This is a genomic window from Kineosporia babensis (genome assembly GCF_021129305.1).
GTDB lineage: Bacteria > Actinomycetota > Actinomycetes > Actinomycetales > Kineosporiaceae > Kineosporia > Kineosporia babensis.
Window position 1 is genome coordinate 557,247 of record NZ_JAJOMB010000002.1, and the last position, 18,688, is coordinate 575,934.

Sequence of the window (18,688 nt, forward strand, 5' to 3'; positions counted from 1 at the left end):
CTACTGACCTTCCAGAACTGACTGAGGACGACGGACCGCTCACCTACGCGGTCCGTCGTCCTCAGTACTTTGCCGGCGTTGCGGCCGAACTCAGTCGAGCGCGGTGACCCGGTTCGGGGTGGGGCCGGTGACCGGGGAGTTGGCCTTCAGGTAGCTGGTGAGGGCGTCCAGGTCGACGCCGCCGATCCGGTCGGTGCCGTCCTTCAGCACCGAGAACCCGTCGCCGCCGTCGGCCATGAATGCGTTCACCGTGACCCGGTACTGCTTGGCCGCCTCGATCACCTGGCCGTTCAGCTTGATCGAGCTCGCGGCGACCTTCGCGCCCACCGGAGCGGACTTGGACCAGCTGTAGGTGAAGCCGTCGGAGACCCCGAGGTGCAGGAACTTGGTGCTGCCGTCGGTCTCCTTGCTCCACTGCTGCTCCAGCAGCGTGTCGATCTGCCGGCCGGTCAGGGTCAGCGACATCACCAGGCCACCGAACGGCTGAACGGTGAAAGCCTCGCCGTAGGTCACCTTTCCGTCCCCCTCGCCGACGGCCGAGCCGACGTAGGTCAGGTCGGCCCGCACGCCGCCCGGGTTCATGAACGCGATCTGCGAACCGCCGTCCTGCTCGGCCGTGGTGGCCGCGAGCTGGGCGTCGGCGATCAGGTCGCCCAGGCTGGACTCGGTGTCCCGGCCCACGCTGCGCCGGATGTCACCGGTGATCTCGCCGATCACCTGGTTCGAGATCGGCGCGGCCAGCTCGTTCCACTTGGCGATCACCTTGGTCTGGTCAGCGGCCTTGGGCTGCTCCCGGTTGACCACCACGTTGTGCGAGGTGACCTGGTCCCGCAGCACGTCGCCGCTGCGGCGGTCCAGCTTCAGCCGGGTCTCGGTGACGGTCCGGCCGAACGAGGCGTCGCTGGTGACCCAGCGCGGCTGACCGTCCGGGTCCGGGATCGCGCAGTTGTAGGAGAAGTGGGTGTGCCCGGTGACCAGCAGGTCGATCGCGGGGTCGAGGTTCTTGGCGATCTCGACGATCGGGCCGGAGATGTCGGCCGCGCTGCCGGAGTTGCACTGGTAGTCGAAAGTGGCGCCCTGCGGCGGTACTCCGCCCTCGTGCAGCAGCACCACGATCGCCTCGACGCCCTTCTCACGCAGGTCCGCGGCGGCCAGGTTGGCGCTGACCACCTCGTCCTTGAAGGTGATGTCCTGGATCCCGGCCGGGGCCACCAGCTGCGGCGTGTCCTCCAGCGACATGCCGATGAAGCCGACCTTGACCCCGCCCACCTTCTTCACCTCGGTGGCCGGCAGCACGGTCCGGCCGGTCGAGGCCCTGAACCAGCGGCCGTACTTCTTCTGGCCTTCCGGCTTCTCGACTCTCACGCCGTCCTTGTACTGGGCGTTCGCGGCCAGGTAGGTGAAGTTCGCGCCGTCGAAACCGTCGTCGTCGAAGCACCCTTCGGTGGGGTGGCAGCCGCCGTACTGCATCCGCAGCAGCTCGGCCACGCCCTCGTCGAACTCGTGGTTGCCCACCCCGGAGACGTCGATGTCCATGTTGTTCAGCGTCTCGATGCTGGGCTCGTCCTTGAACAGGCCGGACAACGAGGGGGAACCGCCGATCAGGTCGCCGGCGGCCACGGTAAGACTGTTCTTCTCGCCCTTGCGCAGGTCCCGCAGGGCGGTGGTGAGGTACTCCGAGCCGCCCGCCGCGACCTGCCCGTCCCCGGTCAGCACGCTGCCGTCGCTGCCCGAGGGGGGTTCGAGGTGGCCGTGGTAGTCGTTGAAGCTCAGGATCTGCAGGTCGACGAGTTTGGGCTTCTTGGCGGCCGCGGCCGCGGCCGCGGTGGCCTGGCCGGCCGAGGCGGGGAGCGCGAACAGGGCTGCGGCGGCCGTCACTGCGATACCCGCAGTGATGCCACCTGTACGCATGGTGATCTTCATGGCAGGAGCTTGGCACCGGCCGATCCGGATTCCGCCGCAGAACACACCGCCGGATCGGCAACCCGTCAGTGAACCGGGGGCTTACGGGGACCGTGTCAAAGGTGTGATCAAACTGAAGGTACGCATTCCGTTCGCGAGCACAGTGGCCGCCACGGTCGTCCTTTCGTCTTTGCTCTTCCTGCCCGCCTCCCGGGCCCAGACCGAGGCCGTGGCGGCGACCTGCAAGATCACTCCCGGCACAGTGACTCTGGGGCAGCGCTCGCGCAACGTCGGGTTCGACGTGCCCTCGGCGCAGCAGTGGACTCTGGAGGCCGGCGCGATCGGTCTCTACCTGTACGACACCGCCACCGGCGAGGACGCGGTGGCCCAGTTCATCCCGCAGCGCTTCGCCAACCGGGACGCCGGCCGGATCGCGGTCAAGGTCAAGCGCCAGAACGGTGAGACTGTGACCAGCTGCTCCTCCAGCTTCCGCCTGCGCCGCGCCGCCGACCTCAGCATCGCCGTGGCCCGGCAGGGCAAGGACCGCAAGATCTCGGGCAAGCTGCGCCGGGTCAACTTCGGCTCGCAGGAAGCCACTTGGGCCAACCACGGCGGGCAGCCGGTCAAGGTCATGTACCGGGCGCAGAGCGGTCGCTGGATCACCGCCAAGACGGTGAAGACGGCCAAGAACGGCACCTTCAGCACCAAGCTGCGCAGCGGGGAACGGGACTGGCGGGTGGTCTACCCCGGCTCGGTCAGCACCGGCGCCAAGACCTCGCGCACGGTGACCCGCTAGGAACTACCAGGACCAGCCACGTTCGGCCAGCTGCAGCTCGCGGTGGGCCCGGAGTTCGCGCCCGGCAAGCCTTTTCGGGGTCGGCGTGGCGTAGCCGCAGACCGGGGCGGCCTCGCTGGTCTCCGGCACCCCGGCCAGCCGGCAAGCGCTGCCGAGCAGGTCGTCGTACGCCGCGGCGCTGGCCTCCAGCCGGGCCGCCCGGGCGAAGATCGTCTCGTCGTAGTGCAGCCGGTTGATCTCGTCGGCCAGGGCGTGCAGGCGCAGCTGCAGCCGCAGCGCCTCGAACGGATCGGGCTCGGCCGGCCGCCTGGCCCCCGGGAACAGGGCGTCCTTCAGCAGCGCGGGGTCGCGCCAGGGCCGCAGCACGGCCACGGTGGTGGCCGCACCGGCCAGGAGCAGTTCAGTGAGCATGCTGGTCAGCCTTGATGAGTAGTGTCGAGGCGTCCCTAAATGCGGGAAGTCCGCACCGCCGTCATCAACTGTACGTTCTGTCCCAGCAAGATCACTACGCACTTTCCTGACCTCTGGGCGCAGCAGGGGGCTGGTCGAAACGTTCCGACCAGCCCCCTTACCCGAGCTCAGGCGCCCGGCAGGGCCCAGAGTTGGGTGTCCGCGCCGGTGCAGTCAGCCAGCACGAACGGTTCGATGTAGCCCAGGCCCTTGGCGGTCAGGCAGAGCCCGGAGGCCGGGTTACGCACCGTCCCGTCGCCGGCCTGCTTCCACTCCTGGGTGGCGTCTGTGACCGAGCACTCCTTCAGATTCACACCGCTGGAGTCAGCCGCCGGGGTCATGCAGGCCTCACCCTGCAGCACCCGGCCCTCCTCAGTCAGCGTGAACTTCTGCGGCGGGGTGTCGTTGCAGTCCCACAGACCGACAACGTCATCACGGACGTCCGCGCACCAGTTCTTGCTGGCGTGCACGATCGCGCCCTCGGGCACCTCAGGTTCTTCAGGCGCCTCCGGTTCTTCAGGTTCTTCAGGGGACGGGGTGGTGGGCTCCGGGTCGGGCTCGGGGGTGCCGGTGGTGTTGGGCAGCCGCCACTTCTGGTTCTCCGAGGTGGAGCAGTCCGCCACCTCGAACGGCGTGCCGCCGTTCAGGTCCGGCGCCGTGAGGCAGCGCGCAGTCCCGGTCAGGGCCAAGGTGCCGTTGCTCTGTTGCTCCCAGGTCTTCGCCCCGGCACACTCACCCAGGACCACCTTCGAGCCGTCCACCGTCATGCACTTGTCCTGGATCTCCAAGGTGCCGCCGGCCTGCTCGGTCCACTGCTGAGTGCCCCCGTCGTTGCACCAGAACACCGCGATCGGATTGCCGTTGTCGGTCTTGCCGTACCAGTTGTCCACGCACAGGTCGGCCGGGCCGGTGATCTGCCCGTCGGTGACCTTCCAGGTGAAGGTGGCGGACTTGCTCTCCCCGCTGCGGCTGGTCGCCGTCACGCCGACCGTGCTGGTGGCCTGCGGCTTCGGCGAGGTACCGCTGATCAGGCCGGTCGAGGCGTTGATGCTCAGCCCCTCGGGCAAGCCCTCGGCGGCGTAACGGAAGGTCTGGGTGGTGTCCGAGCTGCGGGCGGTGACCCGCTTGCTGACCCGCTCACCCCGCACGGTGATCTGGTCGCCCGGGGTGTCCAGGGTGATCGTGGCGTTCATCCCGGTGGGCAGCTGCCACTGCTGGCCCGCGTGATCGGTGCAGGCCGCGGTGGTGAGCTTGGTGCCCCAGCCCGAGTTCGGCACCGAGACGCACCTACCCGAGGCCGGGTTCACCAGCTGACCGTCCCGGGCCTGCCAGACCTGGGCCGCGCTGCCGTCGCAACGCCAGGTCTCGATCCGGCCGTCCTTGTCGGTCACGCACGCCGAGGGGTTCTCGGAGAAGGTGATCGTGCCGTCGGTCGCGGCCACCCACTTGTGGTTGCACTCCCACAGCTGCAGCTGGTTGCCGTCGTCGGTGTTGGAGGACGGCGCGTCCCAGCACTCGCCGTTGATCCCCTTGATGTTGCCCATCCCGAGGACGACGTCCCAGAGCAGGGTCTGGGTGGTGGTGCCGGCCGGACCGGTGGCGGTCAGGGTGACCATCGAGCTCTTGGCCCCGGCAGCGGCCGCACCGGTGATCTTGCCGCTGGTCGCGTTCATGCTCAGACCCGAGGGCAGACCCTGGGCACCGTAACGCACGCTGTCGGCGGCGTTCTCGGGGCGAACGTCCAGGTCTACCTCCTGGCCGACGGCGGTGCTCTGCCGACCAGGGTTGGCCAACGCCGGGCCGGAGGCCTGGCAGCGTGATCCCAGCAGTTCGTTCGGCGAGCCCGGGCCCGGGTTGCCGACCTCCCCGGCCGAGCACTTCTTCAGCGCCGCGAGCACCTGGGCCGGGCTGTCCGAGGGATTGGCGGCCTGGTGCAGGGCCACCGCGCCGGCCACGATCGGCGCCGACAACGAGGTGCCGCCCGACGTGGTGGTGGAGGTGTCGCTGTCGTACGAGGCGGTCTGGATGTCCGTGCCGGGGGCGAAGATGTCCAGGCAGGAGCCGTAACTGGAGAACCCGGCGCGGTTGTCCTGCTGGTCCGAGGCGCCGACCACGATGGCTTCCTCGACCCGGGCCGGCGAGCCGGTGCAGGCGTTCTCGTTGCTGTTGCCCGCCGCGATCACGTAGGTGACCCCGGCCTTGATCGAGTTCCGGATCGCCGCGTCCAGGTCGTCCTGGCCGGAGGTGCCCCAGCTCAGGTTCACCACGGCCGGGCGCGGGGCGTTCTTGGTGATCCAGTCGATCGCCTGCAGCCCACCGGTCTTCGGGCCGGTGCCGTCGCAGTCGAGCACCCGGATGCCGTACAGAGTGGCCTGCTTGGCCACGCCGTACGTCGAGCCGGCCGCCGCGCCGCCGACCGCGGTGCCGTGACCGGCGCAGTCCTGGGCGTCCTCCGGGTTCGGGCCGGAGGGCTTGGCCCGGCCGCCGAACTCCTGGTGGCTGGTGCGAACGCCGGTGTCCAGGACGAAGATGTTCGCCCCGGCGCCGCCGCCCTCGTAGTCGTAGGTGCCGCTCAACGGCAGGCTGTTCTGGTCGAGCCGGTCCAGGTGCCAGGGCGCCGGGCTCTGCGTCTCCACGGCCAAGCTGGTCATCACCACGTCCTCGGTGACCGAGGCGACGTCCGGGTCAGCAGCCATCTGCTTGGCCTGTCCGGCCGACATCCGGGCCGAGAAACCGCGCAGCGCGGCGGTGTACACGTAGGTTGCGGTGCCGCCGAACTCGCTGGTCAGCCGGTCGGTGGCGGCCTGGATCAGCTTTGCCCTGCGCAGACCGGGCCGGTCGGCCAGACGCACCACGTAGCTGCCCGGGATCGGCGTGCCCGCCTTCTGGCCGGACAGGCCGTCGGAAAGCAGATCAGCCGGCGGGGTCTTCGACTTGTCGCTGGCGAAGTCCGCCTGGGCGGGGGCCGACTGAGCAGCGTCGTTGCTTATCGGAGACGGCACGGTCCCGCTCACCACGGCAGCCAGGCCGGCCGTCACGGCCAGCACCGCGGCCAGAGTTATCCGTCTGCGGTTGCGGCGGGGGAGGGGAGTTGAGGCGCGTCTGGGCAAAGGGGTTCCCTCGGTTGGAATCTGGTGGGAGTTGAGCGGATGCTAACAGGCGGATCCGGTCGGGTTCCGAACACAAAAGCTTCTTGTTAATCGGCTTTTGAGGTTCAGCAAGCGTCCGATGCCGGGTTTTCGATCCCAATCAGAGACGCTGTGGTCGCCTCGGTGAATATCGCCAGGTGGGCCTAGGGTCGGCGATTTCGGGCGAGGCGGCCGTTCGCCGGAGCGCCGGGGCGGTTGTGATCGAACCGTGTCCCGGACAGTCATTTTCTGGTGACCGGGAGGGCAATACCGAGTACCGCCAGCCAGTGCGGGCTGGTGGCATTGGGGATCGTCTCCTGGGGCTGCCGCTGGTGCCGGTGCCTTCGGTGGGCGGGTTGTCGGAGGTCTTGTGGTGAGCCGTGGAGCGCTGGTTCAAGATTGTCGGTGGTGGGAGATAGTCTGGTTCTAGTGACCCAGTAGATCGTGTAATCATCCGGGGGGATGGTGTTTTCGGGGTGAAGAGGTTGATGGCCGGGGTTCTCGGCCCGGCCGCCGGTGAGGGCGCCTGCGGTGGCGGCGGTGATGCTGGTGCTGGTGGTGGTCTGCGTGAGTCGTGTCTGGTGGAGGTGCGTGCGCGTCAGGCTGCTGCTGTGGCGGCTCGTGGCTGGGTGGCTCTGGTCGAGCAGGAACAAGCCCGCTCTGGCCGCTCGGGGGGCGACGACGGCGGCGATGGCAGTGGTGGTGTGGTGGTGGATCCGCCGGGTTTGAAGGCGGTTGCGGATCGGTTGGCGGTGGAGTTCGGTTTGACTCCGCAGCGTTCTACCCGGCAGGTGCGGGCCGGGTGGGTCCTGATCCAGCATCTGGGCCAGGTGTTTGCCCTGCTGGAGCAGGGGCGTCTGGACTGGGACCGGGCAGCTTTGATCGCGGGGCGGTTGAGTCACCCACCGGCATGTCTGCCGGACTTCGGTCCGGGTTCGCCGCAGTGGCGGGTGTTCGAGGCGGCGCTGGCTGCTCGCGCGCCGGGACTGGTTCTTCCTCGTCTGGACAGGCTGATCACGGAGTTGTTCATCCGGATCTCTCCTCGCGGGGTCCATGGGATGGCGCGGGAGCAGCGTCGGGTGTGGTCGCGTCCGTTGGAGGACGGGATGGCCTTCGTGGGTGCGGTCCTGGATGCGGAGGCGGCCCAGTGGATGGTCGGGGTGCTGGATGCGATGGCTGATGCCTGTCGTGACCAGGCCGAGGCCGATGGTGATCCCGACCCGCGTAGTCATGCTCAGCGGTGTGCTGATGCTTTGGCGGCGATCTTCACGATGCTGGGCACCGAGATGGACATCCCGATCGTCCCGACGCCTCCGCCCCCGGATGACAACGGGAACGACGACGCCCCGAACGACGGTTCCCGGTTCGGCGGGAACACCAACCAGGACGAGGGCTCTGGGCCGGACGAGGACTCTGATCCGGACGAGGGCTCTGGGTCGGACGAGGGCTCTGGGTCGGACGAGGGCTCTGGGTCGGACAGGGATTCCGCGTCAGGCAAGGGCCATGAGTCTGGCGAGGAGCCTGAGTCTGCCAACGGGCCAGAGCCTGCGAACGGGCCAGAGCCTGCGAACGGGCCTGAGCCGGACAAGGAGCCCGGGGCGAGTGAGGAGCCCGGCGCGGGGGAGAGCTTCTTCGATGGGCGGCGGGCTGCTCAGGAACATGAGTACGACCTGTTCGGTATCGGAGCATTTCCACGCCCTGGGAAGACGTTCGCTACCAGGGGTCTGGTTCCGGCCTGGTGGATGTTCCGTGATCTGCCCCGCAGGAAGGGTCGTGGAGTTCACCTGACCCTGACCACCACCCTGGACACCTGGACCGGCGCGTCCACCGCTCCTGGCATCCTGCGCGGTCAGGGGGCCATCACCGCCGAACATGCCCGCAGCCTCGGTATCGACGTCGAGCGGGTCACCCTCCTGGTCCTGCCCTGCTGCCAGCATCCACCCCACCATCCACCCGACCAGTCGCCACCCGGAAGCCCGCCCAGTGATCCACCTGACAGGCCGCCATCCGGAAACTCACTCGGAAGCCCACCCGGCGCAGCGTCTCCCGACACGGCCGTTCCCGGTGCAGCCGTGCCGGGTGGATCGCCGATGGCGACCGATCCAGGAACAGAAAGCCCGACAGGACTACGAGTCTCGAACCACCGTTCCCACCCTGCCGACCCTGCTGGTTCCGCTGACCCCGCCGACTCTGCTGGTCTCGCTGGCTCTGCCGCCCCTTCCGCCTTTGCCGCGCCCGCCAGCCCCACTGATCCTGTCGGCGCCACTGATGCTGCTGGTCCCGCCGGCCCTGCTGATCGTGGTTGCCTGTACGGCCTTGACCACACCACCCCTCAAGCCACCCGCTACCGCCCCGCCCAGGCCCTGCTCGACCTGCTCACCGCGATCTGGCCGCACTGTTCCTTCCCCGGCTGCGGACAACCCGTTCACCGCTGCGAGATCGATCACCTGCGCCCCTACGACCAGGGCGGAGCTACTTGCCTGTGCAACACCCACCCCGCGTGCCACCGCCACCACCAGCTAAAGACCAGCAAACAGTGGGACGCCCGCACCGCCCACCCCGACGAAGGGCACCCACCCTTCACCATCATCTGGATCAGCCCCGAGCGCACCGAGCACCCCAGCGCACCCCCACTACCCCGTAACACGCCACCACTGAACGACCTACAACCCGACCCGAACCCGCCCGCACCCATCCCGGACCGGCACCCGACCCGGCAGGACGCCCTGACCTTTGCTCAACGTACCCAGACTCGTCTGAACCGCTGGATCAAGGATCTCCACCACCAATCCCGGCGCCGGCCCCGGACCGCGCACGAAAGCGCGCCCCCTTCGCCAGCACTCACCTCGGCATGGCAGCGATTTGTCCACCGGCAACCGGCACAACCGGCACAGGGATGGGAGTCGCCAGGGCCACTGCCCTTCTGATACTGCTTCGCTTTGATCAGGCCCGGTGTATCACCGGCTGGTCGGGGCCGGCGAAGTCACCGAAGTGCTGGCTGCCCGAGGCCAGGTTGAGGGCCATGTAGTCGGCCTGCCGGGCGCTGAGCCGGAAATGGTCGGTGAAGCCCCGGTCCGCGCCGAAGTACATGGCCGCCAGCTCCGGCTTGAGCAACCGGAAGGCGTGCACCGCCAGCAGTTCGTGTGGCTCCTGCATTGCAACCCCATCGGCCACGAACACCACTTCCGGCGCAGCGTCCTCAGGCAGCCCAAATGCCACGTCCTCCCAGCGCGCCCCTGCCCAGGCCCGGTCCTCGACCAAGAACGCGTTCCCGACCGGGAGCTGCGGAAGATAAGGCGTGGCAAGACTTTCCTGGATTCGGGCCCAGGCCGCGTCGTCGCCGAAGTCGGTCCGGACCACCAGCGCCGCGAACGGATCCGATCCCGTCAGGTCGATTCCCGGCCGATCGGACTTGCGCACCTCGGTTGTCTCCCTCTGGCTCTGAGCCGTCATAATTTGACTACTCAGAGACACGGCCGAGGCCGACAAAAGGTTCAGGGGTAGACGTGAGGATTGCTTCGCTCGGGTTCCGCACCGATCTGATGGTTCGCGGGCTGGGCGGTTCGCAGATCTCCGACCGCGGCTCCCACCTGGTGGTACGCACTCCGGCGAATCCGGTCTACTGGTGGGGCAACTTCTTGCTGCTGCGCGAGCGGCCGGGCGTGGGGGATTGGCCCGGCTGGGTCGCCGAGTTCACCCGTGAGTTTCCCGCCGCCGAGCACCTGGCCCTCGGGCTGGACTCTGGTGACGGCAACGTCGAAGACACGGCCGGCCTGGAAGCACTGAGCATGGACGTCCTGGTGGACACCGTGCTGACCGCCGACTCGCTCCGCCCGCCCACCTCGCAACCGGCGGCCGAGATCCGTCCTCTGCTCAGTGATGCGGACTGGGCCCAGATCGCCCGCCTGCGGATGTCGCTGACCGAGGGCCCGCCCGACCCCCACCTGTCCCAGTTCGCCGACGTGAAGACCCGCGAGTCGCGAAGCATCGCAGAAGCCGGTCACGGTGCCTGGTTCGGTGCCTTCGTTGACGGCGAGTTGGTCTGCGGGGCAGGTCTGTTCAGCGACGGCAGCGGGCTGGCCCGGTTCCAGAACGTGGAAACCCATCCGTCGTTCCGGCGCCGAGGTCTCGCTAACGCGTTAGTTCACCAATTGGGGACGTGGGGGCTGGCCCAGCTGTCGGCCTCGCGTCTGGTGGTGGTCGCCGATCCCGGCTATCACGCGATCGACATGTACCGGAACCTGGGCTTCGAGGACGCGGAACACCAAGTCCTGCTGCAGCGCCCACCATCAGCCTGAAGTACCGGCACGCGGTACTTCAGGAGGAATCACCGCCGGGGCCGACTACGGGATGATCCGGACATGTCGACACAACGGGCCCTGGGGTTCGTCTCCGCGGCCGCGATCGCCCTGGCCGCTGCGATCAGCGCGATCCACCTGGGCCAGACCTACCAGGCCACCGGGCTCGTCCGGTTCCTGATCGTCGCCTTCGGCAGCGCACCGCTGGCCGTCGTGCTCGGCCGGCTGAGTTCCCGGCCGTTCTGGGCCTGGCTGACGGTCGCCACCGGCCTGGTGCTGTCCGTGCTCGGCGTCTGGCGATCCCTGCGGAACGACGCGCTGCACCTGATCACCATGGACTTCTCGGTGATCCAGGTGGCCATCAACGCCGCGGACGTGATGGCTCCGATCGCCCTGACCGGCCTGGGCCTGGTGCTGCTCCTGGCCGGAGCCGCCTGGCGCACCCACGACCGGCTGCTCACCGGCCTGGCCACGATCAGCGGCACCCTGCTTTCCCTGATCTACGCCGTTGCCCTGCTGGCCCACGCAGCTCGCAGCCTGCCCTACATCGGCGGCGCCGTAAGCCCCGCCCTGGTCACCGCCGCCGGAATCGTTGCCCTGGCCGCACTGCTCCTACCCGTCGTCGTGGTGAGCGGTCCCGGCGGCTCTGAAATCGCCCTCCCGTCCCGAACCACCGCCATCCGCGTCCCCGCTTCGCTGTTGGTGCTGGCCCTCCTGGCCGGCGTTGGCTACTGGACCTATGACCGCCTGGCCAACCGCACCAAGCTCGCCGAGCTCTTCCCCGACCCCGCCCTGGCCGGTTGCGTGGCCACCACCCTGGGCCTGACCGACGCCGAGCAGCCCACCTCACAACGCAAGCTGGACAGCGTCTTCAGTCTGAGCTGCAACGGCGACCAGAGCACCAGCGGCCGCATCCGGTCCCTGGCCGGCCTGGAGCACCTGCCCAACCTCGGCACCCTGGACGTCTCCACCAACGAACTGAACGACGTGATCGGCCTGGACCAGGTGCCCGGCCTGACCAGCCTGAAACTGACGAACAACCGGGTGCGCGACCTGACCCCGCTGGCCACCCTGACCGAGCTGCGTGAACTGGGCGCCTCCAACAACCGGATCGCCGACCTGACCCCGCTGCACAACCTCAAAGACCTGTCCGCCGTGGGCCTGTCCGGCAACCAGATCACCGAGGTGTCCGCACTGGCCAACCTGACCACGATCGCCGAACTGGACCTGGCCCGTAACCAGATCACCGACGTCTCAGCTTTGTCCGCTCTCGCCACCCTGGACCGACTGACCCTGCGCGAGAACAACCTTCAAGACCTGACGCCGCTGACCGGGCTCACCGCACTGACCATGCTCGACATCGCCGGCAACCAGGTCACCGACCTGAAGCCACTGACCCGGATGCCCTTGGTCGACGAACTCTGGCTCGGCGGCAACCCGGTCCAGAACCTGAAACCGCTGCGCCAGATGAAGGCACTGCAGGGCGTCGACCTGGAAGGCAGTGACCCGTACAAACTCGTGGGAGTGGACGAACTACGCGACGCCGGAGTGTATGTCGGCGGCCTGGCCTAGTTGTGAAAGCACCCTAAAGTTGGCTCTGTGGAACTTCTCGACCCGGCGCTCAGCAGCCTTCGGCAAGAACCCGTCACCCTCGGTCTGTCCCACGCCCGAGTGCTGCGCCTGCTCGACAGTGATAGCACCGCCGTAGCCTTCGCCAAGATCGTCGACCACAGCGCCCCACCCCACCTGGCCGACGATCTCGAAGGCGAGGCCGCCCGTCTCAAATGGCTTTCTGCTTTGGGCATCCCAGTGGCCAAGGTCCTGGCCGCCGGCACCGACATCACTCAATCCTGGCTGGTGACACAAGCTCTCCCCGGCCGTCCCGCCTCCGACCCTTGGCCCACCTCGGAACGCGCCGCCGTAGTCGACCTCCTCGCTGCCGCTGCCCGCAAGCTGCACGACCAACCAACGAACGACGTCCTCACCTTCGACGGTTCAATCCCTTTTCTTCTGAGTGAGATCCGAGAGCGAGTGAGCGCCGGAATCGTTGACCGAGCCTGGGCTGCCGCTGGTAAGAGCGACACCACGGCGGCCTCCGCCTTGGCGGAACTGGAGTGTTTGGCCGCGGCCATCGGCAAAGGCTCACAATCCCTCTGCCACGGCGATTTCTGCCTACCCAACGTCCTGATCGCCCCAGCCGGCATCGTCTCGTTCGTAGACGTCGGCCGGGCCTCTCTCGCCGACCCCCATTCCGACCTTGCCGACATGATCCGCAGCCTCCGCAGCCCGATGAATCCCCAGTTCGGCCCCGCCTACGCGGAGCAATTCCTGGACAGCTACGGCCGCGACCGCATCGACCCCGAACGTCTGCGCCTGCACGACCTGCTCGAAAGCTTCTTCTGGCGAGCGCCTTGACTTCTCGTGTTCCGTGGGGTGTCAGATCAGACGGGACGTGTATCCGGCGTCGACGAGTTGGCGGAAGGCCTCACGGACGTCGTCGGGCATGGGCTGCTCGATGGCGAAGCCCTTTTCGGCGTAGACCTCGATCCGCTGGGTGTCACCGACGAGCATGTTCACCACGCGATCCGGATCGCCGATGCCGGCGACGTAGTCGTCCAGGGCAAGGGGCAGCGACGCGCACTGCACGACCTCGACCTCAGGCCAGAGCTTGCGACACGTCGCGTAGGCCCGGCGCTGCTGGTAGGGGCGGGAGACCAGGGTGACCGATCTCGGTTCGACCCTGTGCTTGTGCAGCAATGCTCTTGTGAACGTGATGTTTTCGCCGGTATTACGAGCCTCGGGTTCGACCAGAATCACCTCGTCCGGCACGCCGAGGCCGAGCGCATGCTCCCGGTAGGCGACGGCCTCGCCGCGCGGGAATCGTTCGATGGTCGTCGGGGCGTTGGCACCGGTGAAAACGATGAGCGGGACGGTGCCGCCCAGATAGAGCTGGGCTGCGCGTGTAGCTACGCCCAGGTCGTGACTGCCGAGCCCGATGCCCACGTCTGTGGGCTCCAGGCGGTGGTGCAGGTCGTGGTACTCCCAGAGAACACGCACGGCCGGCCGGATCTGCGGTGGGAGCGACGAATGAGCCATCGAATGATCAGACGAGGCTCTGGGCCGGGTCGGCCTCGCCGTAGAACTTGGTCCAGAGGCTTTTCAAGTGCTCGTGCAGCTCTTCCGGGGTGTCGAACTCCCAGTCGGTCGCCTTTCGTAGTCCCGCAGGGTGATCTGCCCGTCCAGGCTCTTGGCGAAGCCCCGGCGAAAGCTTTCCTGGATTCCGTCGATGCGGAGGCCGGCCATGTCGGTGACGAATGCTTCTTCCCAGCCCGCGAAAAGGGCGTTGACGTTCATCTTGCGGCACGCGGCGGCGGTAGTCGGGGCCGAACACTTGCCTGAGGGGAACTCGATGCTGATTTCGGGTTCACCGGTGGCTGTTGCCTCACGGTCCTGGGCATTGAACTCCTGGCTGGAGCGCAGGTACTTCTCGGCTTCGACGAGGTCAGCGTCAGCGGTGAACCTGGTGGCGTTGCGACTGTACTTGTGGGTGCCTCCGTGGACGCCGTCGGTGGTGGTTCAGTCATCGGATCTTTGCCCCAGAGAGCCTGATCGGTGAGTTGCTGGTCGGTGATCTGGGCGCCGTGGCGTTGTGGGGCGTGTCCTTGGCGTCGCAGCTCTGCGATACGGGTCCGAACAGCCGCTGATGCGTCGGGCGAATCGCCTCCAGGTGCATCGCCGGCCGATTCTCAGTGGCAGTCTCGTAGCCCTGAGCCACGCCGTCCCAACCGTGCCCCCAGCTGCTGAGTGCCCGTTCCCCGGCGGTGGTCACTGAGCCGGTGACTCGAGCGTGATGCCGGTGTAGGGCCGTGGCGATCGCGGTCAGGGATCCCTCGATCTCCTTTGCCCGGTTCGCCGCCGTCCATGACTACCGGTATCAAACGGTCAGAACAAGACATCCGGCGTCGCCTGAACATGCTGGCCGGTGCTGTTCGGGCCAAGCGGGTGAGAAGCGCCTCGTTCAAGAGAGTTTCCGGGTCGGAGCGGCCGGTTGCCTCGACGATGAGGCGTTCATAGATCACAGCGAGGTCGGCAGGGGAGCCCAGGGTCGTAGGTGCGGCGGCCGGTCCAGACAAGGGCCGGGGGTAACTCGATCTGGCCGTGTTCCGGACCACAGAGCTCGGCCAGGCGCTGAGGGAGCGCGACCGGGCGTCGCCGCAGGTAACTCGCTCGCTGCTCCACCTGCCCAGGATGAAGCACGACACCAGGACCGAACGGTTCTGCGCGTAACTGTGGCCCGTCGGTGGCCCATCTGGCACGCCGGGCGATTGTCATCTCATGATGAAGGGCCAGGATCGGAGGCTGTGTGCCTCTGACCTGGCCCTTCTTGGTGGAGCGGGTGACCGGGATCGAACCGGCATGACCAGCTTGGAAGGCTGGGGCTCTACCATTGAGCTACACCCGCACGTCTCGAACGGGCACCAGTGTTCCGTAAAACCGGAAATCTGGCGAACGTCCAGGCCGTCGTGTCGTAGCCTACTGCCTGTCACCCGGTCGGCCGGACACCCGTTGCCGGTTCGAGTGGGTCGGCGGGGTGTGGCGCAGCTTGGTAGCGCGTCCGCTTTGGGAGCGGAAGGCCCCCGGTTCGAATCCGGGTACCCCGACGAGCGCAGCGATGCGCCGGCATCAGGGCTGGTCGCAGTCCTGATCCAGGTCCCCGGCCAGGAATCTGGCTAGGGTGGCCCGGGCATGTCCTGCGCGCCCTCGTGGCGCGGCTAGGATGTGCCGAAGGCCATGATGCCGTTACTGCTTCCCGGCGCGTCCGCGCAGCCGATCGCAGCGCACGGCACCTCGGCCATCGTCCTCAGTTGTCCAAGGCCAGGAGAAGTCCCCTCGTGAAGAGCGCCGTCGAGACCCTCAACCCCACCCGGGTCAAGCTCACCGTCGAGGTGCCCTTCGACGAACTCAAGCCGAGCATGGACGCGGCCTACAAGAACATCGCGTCGCAGGTCACCGTCCCCGGCTTCCGCAAGGGCAAGGTCCCGCCGCGGATCATCGACCAGCGCTTCGGCCGCGGCGTCGTGATCGAAGAAGCCGTCAACAACGCCCTGCCCGGCTTCTACACGCAGGCCGTGCAGGAGACCGAGATCCGCCCGCTCGGCCAGCCCGAGGTCGACGTCACCGCCGTGCCGGACCCGGCCGCCGGTGGCGACCTGGCCTTCACCGCCGAGGTCGACGTGCGCCCCGAGTTCGAGCTGCCCGCCCTCGACGCGGTCGAGGTCGTCGTGGAGGACGTGAAGGTCGGCGACGAGCAGGTCGAGGAGCGTCTGCAGACCCTGCGCGAGCGCTTCGGCTCCCTGGTCACCGTCGAGCGCCCGGCCGCCGACGGCGACTTCCTCAGCATCGACATCGCGGCGACCATCGGCGGCGACGAGATCGACAGCGTCAAGGGCGTCTCGTACCGGGTCGGCTCGGGCGAGATGCTCCAGGGCATGGACGACGTCCTGCCGGGCCTGTCGGCCGGCGAGACCACCACCTTCGACTCCCCGCTGGCCGGCGGCGACCGCGCCGGTGAGGAAGCCCACGTCACCGTGACCGTGCAGTCGGTCAAGGAGCGCGAGCTGCCCGAGGCGGACGACGAGTTCGCCCAGATGGCCTCCGAGTTCGACTCGATCGAGGAGCTGCGTACCAGCCTCTCGGAGCAGGCCGAGCAGGAGGCGAAGTACCAGCAGGGCATCCAGGCCCGCGAGCGTCTGCTCGAGAAGCTGCTCGAGGGCGTCGAGATCCCGGTCCCCGACGGCATCATCAAGGCCGAGGTCAAGCAGCACCTGGAGCAGGAGGGCAAGGCCGAGGACGACCCGCACGGCGAAGAGGTCGAGGTCGAGGCCCGCAAGGCGTTCAAGGCCCAGCTGCTGCTCGACGCGATCGCCGAGAAGGAAGAGGTCCAGGTCGGTCAGCAGGAGCTGATCGAGTACCTGCTGGCCTCCGCCCAGCAGTACCGGATGGACCCGAACGAGTTCATCAAGGCCGTGGACGAGGCCGGTCAGGTGCCCTCGATGGTGGCCGAGGTCGGCCGCCGCAAGGCGCTGGCCCAGGTGCTCGAGCGGGCCTCGGTGAAGGACGAGTCGGGCAACGAGATCGACCTGTCCGCCCTGTTCCCGGCCAGCCCCGAGGCTGAGGCCGAGATCGAGGACGCCGAAGAGGTCGAGGCGGACGAGGACGGCGACACGGACAAGAAGAAGTCCGACGACCCGGCCGCGCTGCCCACTCTCTGATCTCCTCAAGTCAGCCCGAACCGGCATCCCAGAACGACGAAGACTCGGCTGGGGTGCCGGTTCTGCTTTCCGCAGAAGTTCCGCCGCAGGAGATCCGTACGACCTGCCGGATCCGGCCGTGGGGCACTGGTGAAACCGGGTCCGACCCGCCGCGATTCACCCTGAGGACTCTTGCGCGCGCGGGCGTGTCGCCTGGTCAGAGCCCATCCGGGTCATGCACCGTGGGCCCTGATGCGCCCACAGCGAACAACCGCCGGTAGGGGAGGATCACCGCCAGTGGTCCGCGTTAGGGTCAATGCACCGGGTGGCCCACCCGGACGCCCCGGGTGTACCCGGGGTCAGGTGCCAACGTTTTGGGGAGCGACATCGTGAGCCACTTGATCGTTCCGGGGATCGACCCGGTGACGAATTCGTTCGACCAGCCGGTGGCCCGCACGGCGTCACCCGGCATGGGTTACGACGACCACGTGTACAACCGTCTCCTGAAGGACCGGATCATCTTCCTCGGTTCCGAGGTGCGCGACGAGAACGCGAACGCGATCTGCGCGCAGATGCTGCTGCTCGCCGCGGAAGACCCGAACAAGGACATCTACCTCTACATCAACTCGCCCGGTGGCTCGGTGACCGCCGGCATGGCGATCTACGACACCATGCAGTACGTCTCCTGCGACGTGGCCACCATCGCGATGGGCCTGGCCGCCTCGATGGGGCAGTTCCTGCTCACCGCGGGCGCCAAGGGCAAGCGCTCGGCCACCCCGCACGCCCGCGTGATGATGCACCAGCCGCTGGGCGGCATCGGTGGCTCGGCGACGGACATCAAGATCCAGGCCGAGCAGATCCTGCACATCAAGCGGCAGATGGCCGAGCTGATCGCCGAGCAGACCGGGCAGTCGGTCGAGACCATCACCAAGGACTCCGACCGCGACCGCTGGTTCACCGCGCAGGAAGCCCTCGAGTACGGCATCGTCGACCACGTGGTCCGCTCCGCCCGCGACGTCAGTGGTGGTGGCGGCACCGGCGCCTGACCTCCCGGTCAGAGCCTGCCGAACCGCTGTCCGAACCGCCTTCCCAAGCCAGCAAGAGCATCAGGAGTTGACCCGATGAGCTACCCCGATCACCACGCAGGTCTGCACCTGCCGGGTTCTGGCCGCACCGCCGGCCACGTCGCCGCGCCCAGCAGCCGCTACGTGCTCCCGAACTTCGAGGAACGCACCGCCTACGGCTTCAAGCGGATGGACCCGTACACCAAGCTGTTCGAGGACCGCATCATCTTCCTCGGGGTGCAGGTGGACGACGCCTCCGCCGACGACGTGATGTCGCAGCTGATCGTGCTGGAGAGCCAGGACCCGGACCGTGACATCACCCTGTACATCAACAGCCCGGGTGGCTCGTTCACGGCACTTACGGCAATCTACGACACGATGCAGTACGTGAAGCCGGACATCCAGACGGTCTGCCTGGGGCAGGCGGCCTCGGCCGCCGCGGTGCTCCTGGCGGCCGGCACCAAGGGCAAGCGCCTGGCGCTGCCGAACGCCCGGGTGCTGATCCACCAGCCGGCGATGTCCGGTGGCGACTACGGCCAGGCCTCGGACATCGAGATCCAGGCGAACGAGGTCCTGCGGATGCGGACCTGGCTGGAAGACACCATCGCACTGCACTCGAACCACACCTCGGAACAGGTGCAGAAGGACATCGAGCGGGACAAGATCCTGACCGCCGCTCAGGCCCTGGAATACGGGCTCATCGACCAGGTACTCACAAGTCGTAAGGGCGTTCAGGTCTCCACGCCGCCCGACCCGTCCGGCGCCTGACACGCCGACCGAACAGGGGGTGCCGCTGACA

The 18,688-nt window shown here is 67.9% G+C and carries 14 protein-coding genes and 2 tRNA genes; 9 read left to right on the forward strand and 7 right to left on the reverse strand.

Features of this window, described 5'->3' with window-relative positions; translation table 11 throughout:
* Nucleotides 1-90 precede the first annotated feature (90 nt).
* Entirely contained in the window at nt 91-1,923 is a 1,833-nt protein-coding gene (locus LR394_RS05440) for a bifunctional metallophosphatase/5'-nucleotidase (RefSeq protein ID WP_231439256.1), read from the reverse strand.
* 103 nt (nt 1,924-2,026) lie between these two features.
* On the opposite strand from LR394_RS05440, the gene LR394_RS05445 reads away from it, so the two are divergent.
* The gene (locus LR394_RS05445; RefSeq protein ID WP_231439257.1) at nt 2,027-2,698 is read left to right on the forward strand and encodes a hypothetical protein; all 672 of its coding nucleotides are present in this window, start codon (nt 2,027-2,029) and stop codon (nt 2,696-2,698) included.
* A gap of 3 nt (nt 2,699-2,701) precedes the next feature.
* Here LR394_RS05445 and LR394_RS05450 read toward each other — a convergent pair whose 3' ends face one another.
* Together LR394_RS05450 and LR394_RS05455 are read right to left on the reverse strand one after the other, a co-directional pair.
* Nucleotides 2,702-3,109, reverse strand: a complete 408-nt coding sequence (locus tag LR394_RS05450; RefSeq protein ID WP_231439258.1) for a hypothetical protein — start codon at nt 3,107-3,109, stop codon at nt 2,702-2,704.
* Between the two features lie 167 nt (nt 3,110-3,276).
* The gene (locus LR394_RS05455; protein ID WP_231439259.1) at nt 3,277-6,195 is read right to left on the reverse strand and encodes a ricin-type beta-trefoil lectin domain protein; all 2,919 of its coding nucleotides are present in this window, start codon (nt 6,193-6,195) and stop codon (nt 3,277-3,279) included.
* Nucleotides 6,196-6,752: 557 nt separating this feature from the next.
* Between LR394_RS05455 and LR394_RS05460 the strand changes: the two genes are divergently transcribed.
* Nucleotides 6,753-9,203, forward strand: a complete 2,451-nt coding sequence (locus tag LR394_RS05460) for a DUF222 domain-containing protein (RefSeq protein WP_231439260.1) — start codon at nt 6,753-6,755, stop codon at nt 9,201-9,203.
* Nucleotides 9,204-9,219: 16 nt separating this feature from the next.
* Here the strand turns inward: LR394_RS05460 and LR394_RS05465 are convergent, their stop codons facing one another.
* Nucleotides 9,220-9,696, reverse strand: coding sequence for a DUF6924 domain-containing protein (locus LR394_RS05465; RefSeq protein ID WP_231439261.1), 477 nt, complete (start codon nt 9,694-9,696; stop codon nt 9,220-9,222).
* Nucleotides 9,697-9,782: 86 nt separating this feature from the next.
* Here LR394_RS05465 and LR394_RS42720 point away from each other — a divergent pair, with 86 nt between their 5' ends.
* The 3 genes from LR394_RS42720 (at nt 9,783) to LR394_RS05480 (ending at nt 12,989) form a co-directional block, all read left to right on the forward strand.
* The gene (locus LR394_RS42720; protein ID WP_231439262.1) at nt 9,783-10,574 is read left to right on the forward strand and encodes a GNAT family N-acetyltransferase; all 792 of its coding nucleotides are present in this window, start codon (nt 9,783-9,785) and stop codon (nt 10,572-10,574) included.
* Between the two features lie 63 nt (nt 10,575-10,637).
* Entirely contained in the window at nt 10,638-12,146 is a 1,509-nt protein-coding gene (locus tag LR394_RS05475) for a leucine-rich repeat domain-containing protein (RefSeq protein WP_231439263.1), read from the forward strand.
* A gap of 27 nt (nt 12,147-12,173) precedes the next feature.
* Nucleotides 12,174-12,989 carry an aminoglycoside 3'-phosphotransferase gene (locus LR394_RS05480; RefSeq protein WP_231439264.1) on the forward strand — a complete coding sequence of 272 codons (816 nt, stop codon included), beginning with the start codon at nt 12,174-12,176 and terminating at the stop codon, nt 12,987-12,989.
* A gap of 21 nt (nt 12,990-13,010) precedes the next feature.
* On the opposite strand, the gene LR394_RS05485 is transcribed toward LR394_RS05480, so the two are convergent.
* From LR394_RS05485 to LR394_RS05495, 3 genes are all read right to left on the reverse strand, one after another.
* Nucleotides 13,011-13,670 carry a YdcF family protein gene (locus tag LR394_RS05485; protein ID WP_231439265.1) on the reverse strand — a complete coding sequence of 220 codons (660 nt, stop codon included), beginning with the start codon at nt 13,668-13,670 and terminating at the stop codon, nt 13,011-13,013.
* A gap of 63 nt (nt 13,671-13,733) precedes the next feature.
* Nucleotides 13,734-13,928, reverse strand: a complete 195-nt coding sequence (locus tag LR394_RS05490; RefSeq protein WP_231439266.1) for a hypothetical protein — start codon at nt 13,926-13,928, stop codon at nt 13,734-13,736.
* Between the two features lie 1,034 nt (nt 13,929-14,962).
* A tRNA-Gly gene (locus LR394_RS05495) sits at nt 14,963-15,036 on the reverse strand.
* A 125-nt stretch (nt 15,037-15,161) separates the two neighbouring features.
* On the opposite strand from LR394_RS05495, the gene LR394_RS05500 reads away from it, so the two are divergent.
* From LR394_RS05500 to LR394_RS05515, 4 genes are all read left to right on the forward strand, one after another.
* Nucleotides 15,162-15,235: transfer RNA gene (locus LR394_RS05500), tRNA-Pro, on the forward strand.
* Nucleotides 15,236-15,466: 231 nt separating this feature from the next.
* Nucleotides 15,467-16,846, forward strand: a complete 1,380-nt coding sequence (gene tig / locus LR394_RS05505) for a trigger factor (RefSeq protein WP_231439267.1) — start codon at nt 15,467-15,469, stop codon at nt 16,844-16,846.
* Nucleotides 16,847-17,295: 449 nt separating this feature from the next.
* A complete protein-coding gene (locus tag LR394_RS05510; RefSeq protein WP_052532488.1) occupies nt 17,296-17,871 on the forward strand; it encodes an ATP-dependent Clp protease proteolytic subunit in 576 nt (191 codons plus the stop codon).
* 75 nt (nt 17,872-17,946) lie between these two features.
* Nucleotides 17,947-18,657, forward strand: a complete 711-nt coding sequence (locus LR394_RS05515) for an ATP-dependent Clp protease proteolytic subunit (protein WP_231439268.1) — start codon at nt 17,947-17,949, stop codon at nt 18,655-18,657.
* The last annotated feature ends 31 nt before the right edge of the window (nt 18,658-18,688 follow it).

Coding starts and splice junctions, on each gene's coding strand:
- LR394_RS05485 (WP_231439265.1), bottom strand. CDS start 13,670: ATGGCTCATTCGTCGCTCCCACCGCAGATCCGGCCGGCCGTGCGTGTT.
- LR394_RS05440 (WP_231439256.1), bottom strand. CDS start 1,923: ATGAAGATCACCATGCGTACAGGTGGCATCACTGCGGGTATCGCAGTG.
- LR394_RS05515 (WP_231439268.1), top strand. CDS start 17,947: ATGAGCTACCCCGATCACCACGCAGGTCTGCACCTGCCGGGTTCTGGC.
- LR394_RS05475 (WP_231439263.1), top strand. CDS start 10,638: ATGTCGACACAACGGGCCCTGGGGTTCGTCTCCGCGGCCGCGATCGCC.
- LR394_RS05510 (WP_052532488.1), top strand. CDS start 17,296: ATGGGTTACGACGACCACGTGTACAACCGTCTCCTGAAGGACCGGATC.
- LR394_RS05490 (WP_231439266.1), bottom strand. CDS start 13,928: ATGAACGTCAACGCCCTTTTCGCGGGCTGGGAAGAAGCATTCGTCACC.
- LR394_RS05450 (WP_231439258.1), bottom strand. CDS start 3,109: ATGCTCACTGAACTGCTCCTGGCCGGTGCGGCCACCACCGTGGCCGTG.